Below are 18,097 nucleotides of genomic sequence, written 5' to 3' on the forward strand. Positions count from 1 at the left end.
GGACTTCCATCATGATGAGTCTGCTCGTCGTCGCGGCAATCGTTGTCGCCGTCGCCCTGGGTTACAAGACCAAGATCAACATAGGTCTGTTCGCCATCGCTTTTGCTTACCTGATCGGCTGTTACGGCATGGGATTGAGCCCGGCCGAAGTCATCGGTCTTTGGCCGCTGAAGATCTTCTTCATCATTTTCTCGGTGTGTCTGTTCTACAGTTTCGCCACCGTCAATGGCACGCTTGAAAAGCTGGCGGAGCATCTGATTTATCGATGCCGCTCGATGCCTCAACTGTTGCCGTTCGCGGTCTTCTTCACGGCAACCGCCATCTCGGCGATGGGCGCGGGCTACTACACAGTGCTGGCGTTCATGGCGCCTCTCACGCTGCTGCTGTGTGAGCGCACCGGGATGAGCCTGATCACGGGCGGCATGGCGGTCAACTATGGCGCCTTGAGCGGAGCCAACTTCGTCTCCAGCCAGAGCGGCATCATCTTTCGTGGCCTGATGACCAATGCCGGTATCCCGGAAAACGAGGCTTTCATCAACGCCGCGGCAATTTTCGCCAGCACCTTGGTGATCCCGCTGGTGGTGATTTCGGTATTGGTGTTTCTGACCGGCCATGGCAAGGCGATGAAGGCGTCTGCTTATACGGTCGCCATGCCGACGCCGCTGAACCGCGAGCAGACAATCACCCTGTGGCTGACGTTGGCGATGATGGTGATCGTGCTGGCGGCGCCCATCGCGCACATTGTCTTCCCGGACAGCTCCACGGTGAGCTTCATCAATTCGAAGATGGACATCGGTTTGATCGCCAGCCTGTTTTCGGTAATCGCGCTCCTGCTGAAACTGGGCGACGAACGCAAGGCCATGGCGTCCGTGCCCTGGGGCACGTTGATCATGATCTGCGGGGTGGGCATGCTGATTTCGGTCGCGATCAAGGCCGGGACCATCGGCTTGCTGGCATCGTGGATGGGCAATAGCATTGCGCCGATCATGGTGCCGATCGTCTTCGGCGTGGTGGCGGCGTTCATGTCACTGTTCTCCAGCACGCTGGGGGTGGTGACGCCGGCGCTGTTCCCCTTGGTGCCACCGCTTGCCACGGCATTGGGGCTCGATTCGATGATCCTGTTCGCGGCCATCGTCGTGGGCGCTCAAGCCACCTCCATCTCGCCGTTCTCCTCTGGCGGCAGCTTGATACTAGGTTCATGTACTACGGAGCAGAGCCGCAACTCCCTGTTCCAGCAGCTCCTGTTTCGCGCAGCGCCTCTTGGCTTTGTCGCGGCACTGGTGTTTAACGCGGTCCTGACGTTCGTTTAAGCACGGCGCTTCACAGCCCGGCGACCAAGCTGGCGCCAGAAGGCAGGGCCTTGCAGCTTGAGCGGGTAGCCCTGTTGTAGAGGGTGCCAGACGGTCATGCCGAGCGTACCTTTCAAAAAACCGAGCCTGCGCTCGGTTTTTTCTATGCCCTTCCCTACGCCTCAGCCGCTACGATGCCGGGCAAGCTCGATGTCATTGAGGAGCGCCTTGGCAAGCGAACTCAGATACTTAATCGACGTGAGCGAGGGCAAATCTCTCTCTACCTCGGCTCTATAGGTCAGGTCTCGAATGCAGCCCAGCAGTATTGAAAGCTCTTCGAATACCCGTTCGTACGAAACCCCACGCTGAACGCAAAACAGCTCAAGAAAGTGTTCCTTGCCCGCCGTGCTGCAGGCAGTTGTCAAATTCTCCATGCGCCATCCCCAGGTCAGATCTTACTAAGGGCATGCTCAATGAGCACCCGAGCCATTTCGGTCGCATGCTGAGCATTGGCGAGCATGTTCATGCAGGGGTCACCGTCCTGATTTCGTCGACAATGAGCAAAGGTTTCCTCCACACCACGCAGCAGCTCGCTGGCATGCGCCAAGGCATCCGGCGGGATGATTTCGGAGTGGATGGAAAAATAGGGGGTAGTGATGAGATTGGCTGGCGGATCTGGGACGATCTTTTTCATGGAATGGTCTTCGTGGATAGCTACGGGAAGCTACTCACCTGCCCTTCTCACAGATCGGGTGGTAGCCGGACGCGAGGTGAGAAGACCGTGTCCACGACACCACGGCCAGGCCGAAACCTGCTCGTGCCCGGCTACCATTACTGGAAGCTGTCGTAGTTCACACGGGCTTCTCACACCCGGTCGTCAACATCGACGACCCGGCGAAGTTACCCCTGCGACATTTCCACGCCAAGGTGGAAGCTTCCTAAGCGGCTGTAGGATACTTCCGAACGTGACCCTCCCCAAGCATCTGGTGTGAGATTCAGACTTGTCTTACAGCCACTTCATGGCGCCTGCCGAGACAACCGCGCCGGGCTCTCCAATGCAGAGCGCCGCATTCTTAGAACGTATACTTCCCCGTCACCATCACATTCCGCGGCGCCCCATACACATCCCCGCCGTACTCAATCGAACTCGAAATCGCCGAGTAGTACTTGCGGTCAAAGATATTGTTCGCATTCACCTGCAGGTCCAGGTGCTCGTTCACCCGATATCCCGCCATTAGGTCCGTCACCGCATACCCGCCCTGCTGCAGCCGGTACACGCTGCCATCCGCCGTGGTCACGTTGTTGTACATCCGGCTCTGCCAATACACGTTCCCGCCCACACGCAGCTTTTCCAGCGGCCCCTGGAACCGGTAGCTGGTGGTCACCTTGAACAGATGCTCCGGCATGTCGGTGTCGAACTGCTGGTTCTCGTTCTGCGGGTTGCTGTCGTCCTTCAGGTAGTGCGTACGCGCATAGGTGTACCCTGCCCCCACTTCCCAGTTCGGCAGTACCGAGCCCTGCACTTCAAACTCCACGCCCTGGCTACGAATCTCGCCCGAGGCCTCGTAGCAGTTGTTCGGGTCGTCGCAGTTGAGACGGTCAGCACCGATCACGGCCACAGCCCGGTTTTCCTGATCGACGCGGAACACCGCGACGCTGGTGTTCAAGGCGCCGTCGAAGTACTCGCCTTTCAGACCGATCTCGTAGTTCTTGCCCTCCACCGGCTTGACCATACCGCCGGCGGCGTCTTTCTTGCTCTGGGGATTGAAGATGTCGCTGTAGCTGACGTACACCGAGTGGTGGTCGTCTAGGTCGTAGATCAGTCCACCGTACCGGGTGACGTTGCGGGTCACCTTCTGGTCGGACTCCGAGCTGCCCTTGTCGTCAAACTCGTACCAGTCCAGACGCCCACCGAGGATCAGCTTCAGCGGGTCGGCCAGGGTCAGGCGTGTGGTCATGTACACGCCCTCTTGTGTCGTGACATCGTGGCTTTTGCCCGTGCGATTGAAGTCGGGTTTAGCGCCGTCGACCGGCCAATCGAATTGGTAAGGCGAGTAGTTCTTCTCAGTCATGTCGTACACGCGCTTGCTGGCGCCCACCACCAGTTCGTGTGTACGGCCGAATGCCTCGAAGGGACCGCTGACGAAGGCATCCACACCTGACTTCTTCTGATCGTGGCCCGACTGATACACGGTGCGCTGCAGTGCCAGATCATTGAAGCGCGACAAGTAGGAACCGGAGAACACCGCATCCTGCTGGCTGTAGTTGGCGTTGACCTGCAGGCTCCAGTCGTTGGCCAACCGGTGACGCACTTCGGCGAACACCGTGTCGATCTCCTGATCCTTGTCTTCCCATTTGCTGCCTGGGTTGAACGAGCGCGGCAGGTCCAGGTGGCGACCATCGAGGCCGACCATCGAGGAGCCCCAGAAGTAGTTGGTCTTGTCCTTCTGGTGCGAGAAGCCGAGGGTCAGCGTGGTGTCGTCGCTCAGGTCCGCTTCGGTCACGGCGTAGAACAGGCCGTGGTCCTCGTCGACATCATCCACGAAGCTGTCATTGCCACGGTACGAGGCCACCACGCGACCGCGCAGGGTGCCGCTGTCATTGAGCGGGCTGGAGGCGTCGATCTCGCCGCGGTAGTCGTCCCAGCTGCCGGCGGCGCCGGTCAGGGTGACCCGTTGCTCGGCCAGGGGGCGCTTGCGCACCAGGTTGATCGCTGCCGAGGGGTTGCCCGCGCCGGTCACAAGACCGGTGGCACCGCGCACGATCTCGACGCGGTCGAACATCGCCAGGTTGGGCTGCGAGCCGACCGTCCAGCCTTCGTAGCCGCTCGGGATACCGTCGTACATCAGGTTGTCGATGTCGAAGCCGCGCGCCGAATACGTCTGGCGGCCTGGGCCGCTGGAGAAGTTGAGGAACAGGCCGGGCGCGTTCTTCACCACGTCATTGATGCTGGTCATGTTCTGATCGTCCATGCGCTGACGGGTGATCACCGTGGTGGCCTGGGGTGTTTCACGCATGGTCAGGGGCAGCTTGGTCGCGGTGGACATGGCGCCTGTGGTGTAGGACTGCGAGTCTTCGGTCACGCTGCCTAGCTGGGTGTTGAGGATTTCGGTAGCGCCCAATTCCAGGACGCCTGGAGTGCTTTGCGCTTGGCCCTCATCAGGGGTGGCAGCCCAGGCGGGCGTCAGCGTGGCCAGGCAGACAGCGGCAGCCAGGAGGTTGTGGGCCGGCGTGAAACGGCTTGATGAGGGACGATACGACATGGATTGAACGGTCCGTGTTGATAGGAAAGGGTAGCGAATAAGAATTCCTATCAATAGATATGTCAAGTTGTATCGATTTCAGGTCTTGTGTAGGAGGTTTCCCGGTAGGTTTGGGATTGGTGTAACTACCGCTTGGGGTTAGCCTCGCAGCAGGAGTAAGGCGCAGGGCTGCTCTCGTAAGAAGTTTATTGTTGATTTTGAAGGAAATGATTTACAGATTTTGTGGGCCCTGCGGGCCCAATCGCGGCACAGGGGCCGCTCCTACAGGGGGACCGCGACTGTCGGCAACACCGCGGCGTAGCTACGGGTGTAGGAGCGGCCCCTGTGCCGCGATGGGCCGCAAGGCGGCCCCAAAAATCGACAGGCGACAGAGCTTCTGAGCTGCCAACTATCCTCATGTTTTCTACGCCATGGCCAGCTTCGGGACGAAAGCGAAGTCCCACTATCATAAGGAAATGACATGCTCCACCTATTCGGCAAAGCCTCCTCGATCAACGTGCGCAAAGTCCTCTGGACCTGCGCCGAACTGCAGATCCCCTTCGAGCGACACGACTGGGGCACTGGCTTCAAAGACACCGCCACCCCCGATTTAACAGCGCTGAACCCCAACGCGAAGGTACCGGTGATCGATGACGACGGGTTCGTGCTGTGGGAGTCCAACACGATCATCCGCTACCTGGCGAACCGGGCCAGCGCCGAGCACCTGTACCCGACTGAGGCAAAAGCCAGGGCGCGGGTGGATCAGTGGATGGACTGGCAGGCGACCGACTTCAACGCAGCCTGGAGCTACGCCTTCATGTCGCTGGTCAGGCAAAGCGCTGCCCATCAGGACCCTGACGCGCTGGCACTGGGGGGCCGCGAATGGACTCGGCACATGGCGATCCTGGACAGGCAGCGCGACGCGACGGGCGCATACGTCAGTGGCAGTACGTTTTCCCTGGCGGACATCCCGATCGGTCTGTCAGTGAACCGCTGGTTCGAAACGCCGCTGGACCGCCCGGACTTTCCGGCGGTCAGCGCCTATTACGAGCGCCTGAGCGAGCGGCCCGGTTTCCGCCTGCATGGTCGCAACGGTACACCGTGAAGGCACTGACCTAGGCGTCCGACCATACTGTCGAGCGCATGCCCTGGACCAGACAAACGCCCTAAGTCTGTACGTGATGCGGCGCGTGAGCCACGAACCGCGGCACCACCACCATATGCGGTAACGCAAACGCTGCCAGCACCGCGAACAGTGCGCGGATCCCCGTCTGCTCCTGCACCACGAACACCCACCCGCCCACCACCGCGAACCCCAGCGCTCCCAGCAGTACCGGCCAGACCCGCCGCACGTAGGTCCCCAGCCGTTCCACCCCCAGCAGCCGTTGCCTGACCAGCGTCTGCGGCGCCGCATGCAGCAGGAAGAACCCCAGCGCAAACCCCACCAGCGGCGGCAGTGCCACGATCAGCAGCAATGTCACCGCCAACCGTCCATCCCGCGCCCGCCAGGCCGTCAGCGCCAGCACCGCCGCCGCCAACGCGCCGCCCACCGCCAGCGCTTCGGCCAGCCCTGCCCCCAGCCCGACCGGCGCCCCAGCGCCCATGGCCAGGTCCAGCAACCGCCCGACCGCCTCGGCATGCAGCACCGCCGGCCCACCCACGATGAACACGCCCAGCGCCACCTGCTCATGGCGGTGCGTGAAGACGTCATCTTCATGAACGAAATGCCAGATCGACATCAGCAGAAAGGTCACCAGTGCGACCGTGCCTGCCACCTGCCACAGCAGCAGGTAACCCACAGCCACGCCCAGGTACCAGGCAAGAAAGCGCAGCCATCGAGGCCGCGCGACCAGTTGCAAATCACTGGCCCCATGCAGCAGCCCCAGCCCCAACCCAACGGCCAGAGCGAAGGCCAGAGGCGCGTTACCACCGGCCACGCTGGCGACTCCGGCGCACAGCGCCAGCAGCCCCCAGCCACGCCCGGCGGGGATCACGTTCAGGCGCTCCGGCCTGCCAGTGCCGTGCGCAGGTTGCGTTCGGAGGTGAAGGCGTACACCACCTTGGCCAGCACATCGAGGATCAGGAACACCCACACCGTCACGGCATCGCTCACCGCCCAGATACCTTCCGGGCCGACGGCGAAGACCACCGGGTAGATCAGCCACAGCACGCTCAGAAAGCCCACGTTGCGGCGATAGCCGGCACCGATCGAGGCGTGTTGGTTGGCCAGCGTCGCCAGGGGCTTCCACAGCAGGTACAGCACGCCGGCAAAGGCTGCGCAGGACCAGGCGAAGAATACCCACTTGACCACGCCATAGGGCGCCAGGGAGGCGATCAGGCCGGTCACGATCATCACCACGTCGAGGGTCACGATGGAGGCCACGAACCCGGCCTTGCCTTCCTGCTCACGGGCGCCGAGGAACGCCGAGGAGACGACGCCTGCCAGCAGCAATGGAGTAGTGAAGGTCCAGTCCAGGTAGCGCGCCAGGTAGGTCACGCTGCCGTCGAGCTTGATCAGGTTGCCGACGCCCAGGTACATGGACAGGTAGGCGGTGGCAGCGATGAAGGGCACGGCGGCGTGGATCAGGGTGTGGCCGCGCAAGGGCCCGTGGTGTGTGCCCTTGGCATATATGATCAGGGAGGCGAGCGACATCACGATGAAGCCGATGAGTAACGGGGTCTGAACCATGGGACTCTCCGAAGGCAGCGAAAGGATTACGCGGCGCGCCAGGTCCCTTACCGGCGGGGCGATCCATTGCTTCGCTGCGTACTCGATGGAGAAGTCCGCAGAATATTTGGTTCAAAATGTTTCAAGCCGTCGGCAGGGTCGCCCATGAGCCGATGACCCACTGTCGGCATGGGCCAGGGACGCTTGGGCGACACCGTCGTCAAGCGGCCCTGGGAGCATCCTGCACCTAGAAGTCGTACCGCGCCCCCACCACCATGCTGCGCGACGGCCCATAGAAGTTGAACGTCGAGGTCGACCCCACCCGCGACAGGTAGTCCCGGTCGAACAGGTTGTTGACGTTCAAGGTGGCCGTCAGCTTCGGCGTCACCGGGTACGACAGCAACGCATCCACCGTGGCATACCCCGGCGCATCGATGCGCACCCCGCCGTTCTCGGAATGGAAGTTGCTCATCGCCGACACGCCGCCACCGATGGCCAGGCCTTCAAGCGGGCCTTGGCTGAGGGTGTACTTGCTCCACAGCGAGGCCTGGTGGCGCGGCATGATGAAGAAGGTGGTCTCGGGGTCGCCCTTGACGGTGTCGGTCTGCATCCAGGTGTAGCCGGCCAGCAGCTCCCAGTTGGGGGTGAGCTTGCCGCTGACTTCCACTTCGGCGCCCTTGACGCGGGTCTTGCCGGAGGCAGCAGAGGCGGTGGTGGCCACGCCATCGGCGTCGTACACGGTGGTGGCGCGGTTCTCGTCGGTCAGGCGGAAGGCCGACAGGCGGGTGTTGAGGTCGCCGCCGAAGTAGCTGCTCTTCACGCCGACTTCGTACTGCTGGCCTTCACGCGGCTTGAGCACCCGGCCCTGGCCGTCGGTGGCCGACTGCGGCTTGAACACCTGCGAATAACTGGCGTACAGCGCGTGGGTGTCGTTCAGGTCATAGACCAGCCCGCCGTAGGGCGTGAAGTGGCCGTCCACGCGTTTGCTGTCGGCGTTGGTGGCGTTGTTCGCGAGGGTAGTGGTGTAGAAGTCGCCACGGTACCAGCTGAAGCGCCCTCCGCCGATCAGCGCCAGGCGCTCGATGGGCCGGAAGGTGACCTTGGAGTAGAGGCCGTACTCTTCTTCCTGCGTGCCGACCTCGGTGCTGTAGTTCGGCGCGGGCTTGCCGAAGCGGGTCGGCGAGTAGGTGTTGACGTTGATGGCGCCCAGGTTGGTGGTGCCGTTGCGGTATTGGCTGTCGTAGTTCTTGTAGTCGCTGCCGACCACGAACTCGCTAACCTGGCCGAAGGTCTCGAACGGCTGGCTGTAGCTGGCGTCCAGCGAGTAGGTGTCCTGGGTGAAGTCACGGGCGCTGGCGCGCTCGGAGTTGGCCCCGTTCCTGGCGTTGGTGGCGGTGAAGGCGTACAGGTACTCGGTGTCGCGCTGCGAGCCGCGGGCGGCGATGCGGCCGTAGCCGCCGTTGTCGAAGCGGTGGGTCAGTTCGGCGACCAGGTCGGTGGTCTTGCCGTCGAAGCTGTTCCAGTCGGCGCCGAGGAAGCGCGAGTGGCTGAAGTCCGGCACCTCGCCGTTCAGGGTGGCGGGGTAGCCGTTGTGCGGGACGAGGTTCTTCACTTCGTGGATCAGCCCGAACGACAGCAGCGTGTCCGCGTCCAGGTCGATGTCCAGCGCGCCGTAGTAGGTGTTGCTGGTGTTGGCGTTGTAGTCGACTTCGCCGTTGGTGTCGTCACGGGAGGCGACGAAGCGCCCGCGCACGCGCCCGGCATCGTCCAGCGGGCCGCTCAGGTCGACTTCCTCGTGGTTGGTGTCCCAGGTGCCGTAGCTGCCTTCGACGTGGCCCTGGAATTCGGCGGTCGGGCGCTTGCGCACCATGTTGACGATGCCGCCCAGCTCGCTGGTGCTGCTGAACAGCCCGGCCGGGCCGCGCATGATCTCGACCCGGTCGAACGCTGCCAGCGATGGCACGGTGCCGAAGATGCTGGCCATTGGTGCGGGCAGGCCGTCGATGTTGAACTCGCTGTACTCGTAGCCCCGGGCATAGATCGACGAGCGGCCGCTGTCGTTGGTCAGGGTGCGCAGGCCGGCGGTGTACTTGGCCAGGTCGTCCAGGTGCACGAAGCGGCGGTCCTTGACGTAGTCCTGGGGGTAGACGGTGATCGACTGCGGGATGTCCTTGAGCGCGGCAGGCGTCTTGGTACCGACGGTGGCGGCGTCGACGCTGTAGCCGCCGGTGGCCTCCGACGGCAGCATGTCGTACAGGCGGTTGCCGTCGATGGTCAGAGCCGGCAGGTCCAGCGCGCTGCTGTCGAGCGAGATCGGTTCGGCCACCGTCTCGGCCAGCGCCGACAGCGAAAACGGCGCCAGCAACCCGGCGACCAGCCAACCCCGTGCCCTGAATGGGCGCCCTACACCTTTCGAACCGTTCATGACCCTTCCTTCGTTGGCGATGCGATGACAGAGGCGCAAGGGTTCGTCTGCGCCGCGTCGCGTGGTTCGGACCACGTTCTGGCGGGCAGCCCGGCTCGGCGTCGCAGGCAGGGCCGGACGATCACGAAGCGGGGGACTGGAACACGGGCCGTGGCCGCATGAATGACAGTAATTCGCAAACGAAACACATTGCTTTTTGCGAACGATACCGCAGGGTCGGTCGGGGTGCAGCAGGATTAACCTTCTTAACACAGCAGGCGTTGCCCTCCCCCGCGCGCGGTGGGATGATCCGCAACTGATACAGGTTCTCATTCAAGGCTTACCGTGCCCACTTCCCTGCTGCTCGCCGAAGACGACCCCCACCTGCGTCAGGACCTGGAGCGCCACTTCCTGCACCGTGGCTTCCAGGTGCAGGCGTGCGCCACGGGCACCCAGGCTTCGGCCGTGCTGCGCCAGGCGTCGTTCGACCTGGTGCTGCTGGACATCATGCTGCCGGGCATCGACGGGCTGAGCCTGCTCGATGAGCTGCGCCGTCAGCAGGCGGTGCCGGTGATGCTGATGTCGGCGCTGGGGGCCGAGCAGGACCGCATCAGTGGCTTCACCCGTGGCGCCGACGACTACCTGCCCAAGCCCTTCAGCCTGGCGGAGCTGGACGCGCGGGTCGATGCCCTGCTGCGGCGGGTGGCCTTCGACCGGCGGCTGCCGTCACGGGCCCAGGCCGGTGCCTTGGTCCTCGACCAGGACGCTCAGGACGTGCGTCACGACGGCAAGCCTGCGGGCCTGACGGCGTCCGAGTTTCGTCTGCTGACCACCTTGCAGGCCTGCCCCGGCGAGGCCCTGAGCAAGGCCTTCCTCTACCAGACCGTGCTGCACCGGGCCTATACCCGCCTGGACCGAGGCCTGGACGTGCACGTGTGCAACCTGCGCCGCAAGCTGGCCGACGTCGGCGCCCTGCACGTGCAGATCCAGGCGGTGCGCGGGCAAGGCTACCTCTGGGTCGAGACGGGGCCGGGCTGATGCGCCGCCATCCGCTGCTGTGGAAGCTGGCCGGTCTGCAGATCGGCTTCTGCCTGCTGCTGACCTGGCTGATCTGGACCTGGGGGCTGTCGGTGGAGCGCAGCACCTACTTCCTGCCCCAGGCCGATCAGGCCTACCTGGCGCAGCATGCCGAGGCGGCCGAGCAGGCCTGGCGCCAGGGGGGTGCCGCGGGGGCCGAGGCATTCCGTACGCAACTGGCGCAGGCCGAGCACACCTGGGTGGCGCTGGTCGGGCCGCACCTGCAAAGCCTGGGCACGACCCCGCTGAGCGCCGAGGAAGCCAGCCGCCTGACGTTCATGCGCAAGCTCGACTGGCCCTTGAGCCGGCGCCTGCGCGACGAGCTGCCCTACGTCAGCATCGAGTTCCCGCAGCAGCCGCAGGCCGGGCGCCTGGTGCTGCAGTTGCCCGAGCGGCTGCTGCCCACGGGGCTGACGCCCTGGACCCACTTGGTCACCCATGGCGTTGCGCCCAGCCTGCTGGCCCTGGTGCTGGGGCTGTTGCTGTATCGCCACCTGGTGGTGCCGCTGAACCAGCTGCGCGACCGTGCCGACGCCCTGCGCGCCGACGACCTGGACAGCCCGGGCCTGGCGCTGCGCCACCGGCGCGACGAGCTGGGCGAACTGGCCCAGGCCTTCGACCACATGGCCAGGCGCCTGCGCCAGAGCCTGGAGCAGCAGCGGCTGTTACTGCGCACCCTGTCCCACGAGCTGCGCACGCCCCTGGCGCGGCTGCGGATCGCCCACGACAGCGACCTGCCCCCGGCGCAGTTGCGCGAACGCCTGGACCGCGAAGTCGCCGGCATGCAGACGCTGCTGGAAGACACCCTCGACCTGGCCTGGATGGACACGGAGCAGCCGACCCTCCCCACCGAGCCGGTGCTGGTGGTGTCGGTGTGGGAGGCGCTGTGCGAAGACCTGTGCTTCGAGAGCGGTTGGGCGCGCACGCGCCTGCCCTGCTCGCTCGGCCTCGACTGCCGGGTGCAGGCGCATCTGGACAGCCTGGCCCAGGCCCTGGAAAACCTGCTGCGCAATGCCGTGCGCCATTCGCCGGCCGAAGGTCGGATCCGCCTGGACGGCTGGCGTGAAGGCGAGCACTGGCACCTGCGCCTGAGCGACCAAGGGCCCGGTGTGCCACCGGCCGACCTCGAGCGCATCTTCCTGCCCTACCAGCGTCTGGACGGCAGTGGCGCCGGCTTCGGGCTGGGCCTGGCCATCGCCCGGCGCGCCCTCGAGCTGCAAGGGGGACGGCTGTGGGCCAGCAACGGCCACCCTGGCCTGTGCCTGCACCTGACCTTGCCCGTCGCCCCCGGCTGACGCACTGGTGCCCTAGCCGCGCTCCGTGCCCGGAGGGTGGCCGAAGTAGGCCTTGTACGCATGGTTGAAGTTGGCCGGGTGCGTGTAGCCCAGGCGATAGGCGATCTGCGCGACCTGCCACTTGTTCTGGCGCAGCAGCACCCGCGCCAGCTCCATGCGCTGCTGGCGCACGTACTGCAGCATCGACTGCCCGAACACCCCCAAAAAAGCTCGGCGCAAGGTGGTCTCGCCGACGCCCAGCGCGCGCGCCAGGTCGGCGCTGCAGGGCGGCTCCACCAGGTTCGCGTCCAGCACCGCACGCGCCTCGAAGGCAATCTCGCGCTGGCCGCGCTGCACCGTGGCCGGTCGGCTGGGCGCCTGGTGCAGGAAGGCCGCCAGCTCCACCAGCACCGCCAGGCTCAGGCTCTCCTGGTTCAGCCGCTCCATCGCCCCGGTGTAGGGCGAGTGGTACAGCCGCTCGAGCAGCCCGCCCAGGGCCTGGCACGCGTGCAACTCGGAAAACTGCATGCCGTCCTCGAGCAGCGTGAGCACGGGGCGAAACGCATCGTCCTCCTCGGCCAGCGTCTCCAGCAGCTCGCGTCCGATGCGCAACCCGGCCATGCGCGCATGGCTGCCGGCGCCGAGCTGGTCCACCGCTTCCATGCTTTCGCTCAGGCCCAGCGCGTGGGTGGCGCCGTGGCTGTAGCGGTTGAGGCGACCATCCACACGGTGCTGCCACTGCCCTTCGAGCACCTGGACGATGCACAGGCCGCCGGGCAGTACCTTGTCGATGCGCACCGGCTCGGGGAACTGCAGGTTGCAGTCGAAATACTGCAACTGCGGACTCACGCTGCGAGCGCGGTAATGGCCCACGGCACTGCCGACCACCTGGCGCGCCCGCTGATCGAACACGCCGGCCTGATCCAGCGCTTCGGGCCGGTCGAAGCAGAACTGCGTGTCCAGGTAGGGGTTCCAGCGATTCATCGGCAAGGGCGTCCGTCGGGGGTCTGACATAGGTAGGCATGTTAACCCGGTCACACCTTGGGCAGGTGCCCTTGTGACCGAGCGGTTAATGATTGTGCGCAGCGGTCACTTGGCTTGGCAGGACCACAAGGGTTGACTTCAATGGTTGCCCCCTGACATTTCTAGGAAGCTCGACGATGCCGATCTATCGCACATGGATGGCCCTGCTGGGCCTGTCGCTGGCCGTTCTGGCCGGGTTCGCCCAGGCCGAAGACCGCCCTGAGGTGGCCGACAAGGTGGTCGCCTATGCCGGCGAACAGGGCATCAAGGTCTGGACCCTGCGCATCGGTGCGCGCAGCGAACACCAAGCCCTGGTGCAACTCGAAGGCGTAGACCACGACTGGGACATGAAGATCCAGAAGATGGCCGTGGAAAAGACCGACAAGGACACCCGCTACGTCACCACCGTGGACGGCAAGCGCTTCGTCGCGCTGATCCTGCGCAACGGCTGGGGCGAGCTGACCCTGCCGGGCGAGTCGCAGACCATCAACGTCTCCTACGACGAGTACCTCTCCGAACAAGGCAACGCCCAGGCGTTTCTCACCGACTACCTGCAGGCGCAATGACCCATGAGCGCGATGCGACGGCTGAGCTGGGCGCTGATGATGCTGGTGCTGCCGCTGATCCTGATGGGCTGGAGCAGCCTGCAGGGCTGGCGTGTCGACACGGTGCTGGAGGAGGCGCAGGCCATGCGCCAGTGGCTGGCCGAGCCTGACGACCGCTGGCTGCAAGCCCTGTCGGTCCGGGAACGCAAGGAAGTGATCACCGAGCAAGGGCGGCGCGAGAACTTCCAGTACCGCGTCGCCCTCGCCGACGCCGACACCGCCGGGCTGCGGCTGCGCCAGGTGCTGGCCGCGCTCGGCTACTGGCTGGCCGTCGCGGCCTTGATCGCCGGACCGGCGACCTGGATCAAGCTGCGCCTGGATGCGCACCGTGCACGTGCTTCGCGTGATTACCTGCACGATCACCTGGCCGACAACTGGCGCACCTTGGGCCACTGGTTGGTGGCCTACACCGGCCTGGTCTGCGCCTCGCTGGGGATGATCCTGCTGTACCAGCTCAGCTGGGGCTGGAGTCATCGCAGCGATGGCGGCTGGGTGATGCTGCTGTTCAGCGTGCCCGTGGCGGCCGTGATCTACCTGGGCGTGCTGCTGATCGAGCGCCTGCGCAAGCAATGGTTCGAACTGGACAACCAGGGCTCGGCCTTCCTCGGCCGGGCCTTGAGCCGCGCCGAAGCACCGGGTGTCTGGGCGTGGATCGAGGCGGTGGCCAACCGCCTGAACGCCCCGGTGCCCGACCACATCGTGGTCGGCATCGACCAGTCGTTCTTCGTCACCAGCGTCGACGTGGCGTTGCAGCCGTCCGGCCAACTGCTGACCGGGCGCACCTTGTACCTGCCACTGCCGTACCTGTCGGCACTGAGCCAGCAGGAAACCGCGTCGATCGTCGGCCATGAACTGGGCCACTTCAGCAGTCGTGACACCGAACGCGGCAGCGAGACCGGCGCGCGCTTCAGCCTGATGTGCGCGCACTTCGCGCTGATCAGTGCCGAGGATGCCGACCCGGCCTGGATCGAGCGGCCGGCGATCTGGATGGCCGGGCAGTTCCTCTACCACTTCCAGGTCGCGGTGCACCATTGGAGCCGCGCCCAGGAGCTGGTCGCCGACCGCACGGGTGCGCAGGTCGCCGGTGAACGGGTGTTCTGTCAGGCCTTGCTGCGGGTGATCGCCCTGGAAGGTGAAGTCACCCGCCTGCTGCACGCGCAGCGGGGCGGTGATCTGGTGCAGGCCCTGGCCCAGCACCTGCAGCAGACGTCGCTGAGTGTCGACCAGCGCGTCATCGCCCAGGCGATCGCCCATCCCTTCGACACCCACCCGCCGACCGTGCAGCGCCTCGAGCACTTGAAGGTGGACATGGACGCCGCCCTGCTGGCCCAGGCGACCCGCGCGCCGAGCGAAGACGATCGCCAATGGTTCGGACGCCTGGCGAGCCACGTGCGCCCCACGACTGACACCACTGACACGGGAACACCCGCATGAGCCACTCCAACGATCCACTGGCCGACCTTGGCCAATCGCTGACCCAGGACTTCGACCAGCACGCCAGCGCCAGCCAGCAGCACGCGATCGAAGAGCACGAGCAGCTACTGGCCCGTTACCCGGCCGTCACCGAGCTGAAAACCACCCGCAAGATCTATCGCACGCTGGTGATCTTCACGGTGTTCCTGGGCGGCCTGAGCGTGTTCTGCCTGAAGGACGGTACCTGGCTGGCGGGTGTGCCCCTGCTGCTCATGGCCCTGGGCTTCATCGCCGGGTTCTGGTTGCACCGGCACGCGGGCAAGGACGTGGGCATGCGCCTGACCCACACGCACCTGTGGTTCCCGGCGCTGGATGCCGAGATCGAGCTGCAGCACGTCACCGAGGTGCGCATCGCCAATGGACGCATGACCCAGATCACCCTGTGCCTGGATCCCGGCGCGCCCCTGCCCGGCATCCGCAAGCGGTTCGGACCGCTGATGCCCGCGGCCAAGATCAAGCGCGGCCGTCTGCCTCAGGTTCGCCTGTCGGTCTATGGGCTCGAACTGGATGGCGAGCTACTCGACGCTGAAGAGTTGATGCAACTGCTCTACGGGTACTGTCACGTCGCCCGTGCCCATGCCCAGTTACAGGTGTTGCGCACGGCCCCGCGCAACGCGTGAGCCGCCTCCCCATGACCCCTCGGGCTGCGCGCTGCAGCCCTTTCAGACAAGGATCCATCCCATGAGCACCCCGTCGCAGCCCGATCCACTGTCCCGCCTGTCCGAGGCGCTGGGCAACGAGTACGGCCAGGCCCGTGAAGCCCAGCGCGACCAGGTCGTCGCCGACCTTCGCGAGGTGATCGAACGCGTGCCCGAACAGAGCGAATTCACCAACACCGCTCGCTACAAGGTGCTGGGCCCCGTCCTGCTGTTGGGCGCCCTGGCCATGGCGGCCGCAGGGCTGTCCCAGGACGGGAACAAGCTGACGATCTTCGGCGGCCTCATGGCTCTGGTGTTCGCCGTGCTGACCTGGCAGCACCGGAACTCCGGTCGCCACGTGTTCATGCGCCTGACCCGTCGCGAGCTGTTCGTCGACACGCTGAGTGCGCCCTTGCCGCTGACCGACATCGTCGATGTCGAGGTCAAGGACGAAGGGCTGATCACCCAGCAGAAGCTGATCATGCGACCCGACTGCACGCTGCCGACCCACCGCGCCACGGGCAAGCTGTTCGGCAACCAGGCCATGGCCCTGAACAAGCCGGTGCCGCATGTGCGCATCATGTCGGCTGGCTTGATGTGCAATGGCCGCAAGCTGAGCACCGAGGAGATCGCCGAGACCCTGCATGCGTACTGGCAGGCGGCGTGCGCGCAGCGCCAGCTGGACGCGCTGAACGAGCAGGCCCAGTAAGCGGATCGCGCCGGCCGGCGGGCGCTGAACCCGTGCCCGGCCAGCTCATCCCTGGACGCACCGCCGGCTGACGGTGCGTTCCTGCCCTTCGCGCGTACGGCGACCCAGCAGGCTGGCCTGCCCGTACACGGCCTGGGCTGCTAGCATCGGCGTCGAATGCGCTGACCGTCGAGGACGTCCTCATGCCGCTTGCTCCCGTTTCGCCCACACCGGATCCACGGCCTACCCTTCAGGACCGCTTTCTCGGCTGCCTGCTGGGCGGCGCTGTCGGCGATGCAGTGGGCGCACCCGTGGAATTCCTCTCACGCGCCGAGATCCTGACCCGCTTCGGCCCCTCGGGGATCACCGACTACGCGAACGCCTACGGTGGCCTGGGCCGTATCACCGACGACACGCAGATGACCCTGTTCACCGCCGAAGGCCTGCTGCGCGCCTGGGTGCGTGGGTGCTTCAAGGGCATCACCACCTATACCGGTGTGACGGCCCATGCCTATTTGCGCTGGTTGAGAACCCAGGGCGAACGTTCGCCGCTCGAGGCGCGACTGGAAGGTGAGCCCGGCTGGCTGATCGGCCAAGGTGCCCTGCACCACCGCCGTGCGCCGGGCATGACGTGCCTGAAGGCGTTGGGCGACATGTCGGAGCTGGGGCGACCGGCGTGCAACGACAGCAAGGGCTGTGGCGGGGTGATGCGGGTCGCGCCGGCAGGGTTGTTCCTCGCGCGCCAGGGGCGGGCGAGCGCCTTGAGTGAGGCTTTCACCCTGGGCACGGACCTGGCGGCGCTGACCCACGGTCACCCTACCGGCTCATTGACCGGCGGGGTGCTGGCGGCGTTGATCCTGGCCTTGGTCGAGGGTATGGGCTTGGCAGACGCCATCACGGCGGCCAAGGTGCCCTTGCGCGAAGCCCCCCATCATGGGGAGACCCTGCACGCCATCGAGCAGGCCGAGGCCCTGGCACAGTCAGGTCTGCCGCCTGCGCAGGCCATCGCGCGCCTGGGTGAAGGGTGGGTAGCGGAGGAGGCCTTGGCGATCGCGGTGTATTGCGCGCTGGTCGCGCCGGACTTCGAACAGGCGGTGATTCTGGCGGTGAACCACGATGGCGACTCCGATTCGACCGGGGCGATCGTGGGCAACCTGCTGGGCGCCTGGCATGGCGTGCAGGCGATCCCTGAGCGCTGGCTGGCGCCGCTGGAGTTGCGCGAGGTGATCACCGAACTGGCGCAGGACCTCCATGACTTTCGCGGCTGGGGGATTGGCGAGTACAGCCCGGAGCTGGCGTTGAATGAGCGGATCTGGCGGAAGTATCCGGGGTATTGAGTGGGTGCCGAGGGTGATGGCTTGGTTGGGGGGAGGCTGTGAGACAAGTCTATGTCGGCGGGCACGAGGGTGACGGACCGGACGCCATCGCGGGCAAGCCCGCTCCCACACCCAAGCTGCACCGGCGCGGTTTCAGACAGATGTGATCTTGCTTCGATAGTGTCTTTTTTGCGCTGATTCATGCACCAACGCATTGGCTGTAATCATGGGCCCTACGGGCCCAATCGCGGCACAGGGGCCGCTCCCACAGGGGACCGCGGTGGCCTGCGACGCCGTGGTGCAGCTACGGGTGTAGGAGCGGCCCCCGTGCCGCGATTGGGCCCGCAGGGCCCACAAAACCAGCCCCTCCATCCCTCCGGCCTACGCCCCAAGCCCAGCC

16 protein-coding genes are annotated in these 18,097 nt (G+C 65.3%); 9 read left to right on the top strand and 7 right to left on the bottom strand.

The genetic code is table 11. The features are described 5' to 3' along the window. Positions 1 to 11: 11 nt before the first annotated feature. Positions 12 to 1,310, top strand: coding sequence for an SLC13 family permease (locus G7Z99_RS18635; RefSeq protein WP_181096428.1), 1,299 nt, complete (start codon positions 12 to 14; stop codon positions 1,308 to 1,310). A gap of 161 nt (positions 1,311 to 1,471) precedes the next feature. Here G7Z99_RS18635 and G7Z99_RS18640 read toward each other — a convergent pair whose 3' ends face one another. The 3 genes from G7Z99_RS18640 to G7Z99_RS18650 form a co-directional block, all read right to left on the bottom strand. Then, complete coding sequence (locus tag G7Z99_RS18640) at positions 1,472 to 1,723, bottom strand: DUF3077 domain-containing protein (RefSeq protein WP_181096430.1); 252 nt, start codon at positions 1,721 to 1,723, stop codon at positions 1,472 to 1,474. 14 nt (positions 1,724 to 1,737) lie between these two features. Further along, positions 1,738 to 1,983 carry a hypothetical protein gene (locus G7Z99_RS18645; RefSeq protein WP_181096432.1) on the bottom strand — a complete coding sequence of 82 codons (246 nt, stop codon included), beginning with the start codon at positions 1,981 to 1,983 and terminating at the stop codon, positions 1,738 to 1,740. A gap of 379 nt (positions 1,984 to 2,362) precedes the next feature. Next, positions 2,363 to 4,552 (bottom strand): TonB-dependent siderophore receptor, encoded by a 2,190-nt coding sequence (locus G7Z99_RS18650; RefSeq protein ID WP_181096434.1) that lies wholly within the window; start codon positions 4,550 to 4,552, stop codon positions 2,363 to 2,365. 460 nt (positions 4,553 to 5,012) lie between these two features. On the opposite strand from G7Z99_RS18650, the gene G7Z99_RS18655 reads away from it, so the two are divergent. Then, positions 5,013 to 5,636, top strand: coding sequence for a glutathione S-transferase family protein (locus tag G7Z99_RS18655; RefSeq protein ID WP_181096436.1), 624 nt, complete (start codon positions 5,013 to 5,015; stop codon positions 5,634 to 5,636). A 61-nt stretch (positions 5,637 to 5,697) separates the two neighbouring features. Here G7Z99_RS18655 and G7Z99_RS18660 read toward each other — a convergent pair whose 3' ends face one another. From G7Z99_RS18660 to G7Z99_RS18670, 3 genes are all read right to left on the bottom strand, one after another. After that, entirely contained in the window at positions 5,698 to 6,525 is an 828-nt protein-coding gene (locus G7Z99_RS18660; RefSeq protein ID WP_181096438.1) for a beta-carotene 15,15'-dioxygenase, Brp/Blh family, read from the bottom strand. A gap of 2 nt (positions 6,526 to 6,527) precedes the next feature. After that, positions 6,528 to 7,220, bottom strand: a complete 693-nt coding sequence (locus G7Z99_RS18665) for a bacteriorhodopsin (protein WP_181096446.1) — start codon at positions 7,218 to 7,220, stop codon at positions 6,528 to 6,530. A gap of 226 nt (positions 7,221 to 7,446) precedes the next feature. After that, positions 7,447 to 9,624 (bottom strand): TonB-dependent siderophore receptor, encoded by a 2,178-nt coding sequence (locus G7Z99_RS18670; RefSeq protein ID WP_181096448.1) that lies wholly within the window; start codon positions 9,622 to 9,624, stop codon positions 7,447 to 7,449. A 324-nt stretch (positions 9,625 to 9,948) separates the two neighbouring features. Between G7Z99_RS18670 and G7Z99_RS18675 the strand changes: the two genes are divergently transcribed. Together G7Z99_RS18675 and G7Z99_RS18680 are read left to right on the top strand one after the other, a co-directional pair. Beyond that, complete coding sequence (locus G7Z99_RS18675; protein ID WP_181096450.1) at positions 9,949 to 10,641, top strand: response regulator transcription factor; 693 nt, start codon at positions 9,949 to 9,951, stop codon at positions 10,639 to 10,641. Then, complete coding sequence (locus tag G7Z99_RS18680) at positions 10,641 to 11,975, top strand: HAMP domain-containing sensor histidine kinase (protein WP_181096452.1); 1,335 nt, start codon at positions 10,641 to 10,643, stop codon at positions 11,973 to 11,975. Before G7Z99_RS18675 ends, G7Z99_RS18680 begins: the two co-directional genes overlap by 1 nt. 12 nt (positions 11,976 to 11,987) lie before the next feature. Here G7Z99_RS18680 and G7Z99_RS18685 read toward each other — a convergent pair whose 3' ends face one another. After that, complete coding sequence (locus G7Z99_RS18685) at positions 11,988 to 12,938, bottom strand: helix-turn-helix transcriptional regulator (protein WP_181096454.1); 951 nt, start codon at positions 12,936 to 12,938, stop codon at positions 11,988 to 11,990. A 176-nt stretch (positions 12,939 to 13,114) separates the two neighbouring features. Between G7Z99_RS18685 and G7Z99_RS18690 the strand changes: the two genes are divergently transcribed. From G7Z99_RS18690 to G7Z99_RS18710, 5 genes are all read left to right on the top strand, one after another. Further along, positions 13,115 to 13,543, top strand: a complete 429-nt coding sequence (locus G7Z99_RS18690; protein WP_181096456.1) for a hypothetical protein — start codon at positions 13,115 to 13,117, stop codon at positions 13,541 to 13,543. Positions 13,544 to 13,546: 3 nt separating this feature from the next. Next, positions 13,547 to 15,016, top strand: coding sequence for a M48 family metallopeptidase (locus G7Z99_RS18695; protein ID WP_258197084.1), 1,470 nt, complete (start codon positions 13,547 to 13,549; stop codon positions 15,014 to 15,016). Next, positions 15,013 to 15,675 (top strand): hypothetical protein, encoded by a 663-nt coding sequence (locus G7Z99_RS18700; RefSeq protein ID WP_181096457.1) that lies wholly within the window; start codon positions 15,013 to 15,015, stop codon positions 15,673 to 15,675. Before G7Z99_RS18695 ends, G7Z99_RS18700 begins: the two co-directional genes overlap by 4 nt. Before the next feature lie 61 nt (positions 15,676 to 15,736). Then, on the top strand, positions 15,737 to 16,402 hold the full coding sequence (locus G7Z99_RS18705) for a hypothetical protein (RefSeq protein WP_258197085.1): 666 nt from the start codon (positions 15,737 to 15,739) through the stop codon (positions 16,400 to 16,402). 182 nt (positions 16,403 to 16,584) lie between these two features. Then, the gene (locus tag G7Z99_RS18710) at positions 16,585 to 17,718 is read left to right on the top strand and encodes an ADP-ribosylglycohydrolase family protein (RefSeq protein WP_181096459.1); all 1,134 of its coding nucleotides are present in this window, start codon (positions 16,585 to 16,587) and stop codon (positions 17,716 to 17,718) included. Positions 17,719 to 18,097: the final 379 nt, after the last annotated feature.

Origin of the sequence: Pseudomonas entomophila (assembly GCF_013523165.1) — a bacterium.
In the GTDB taxonomy this organism is placed as follows: domain Bacteria; phylum Pseudomonadota; class Gammaproteobacteria; order Pseudomonadales; family Pseudomonadaceae; genus Aquipseudomonas; species Aquipseudomonas entomophila_A.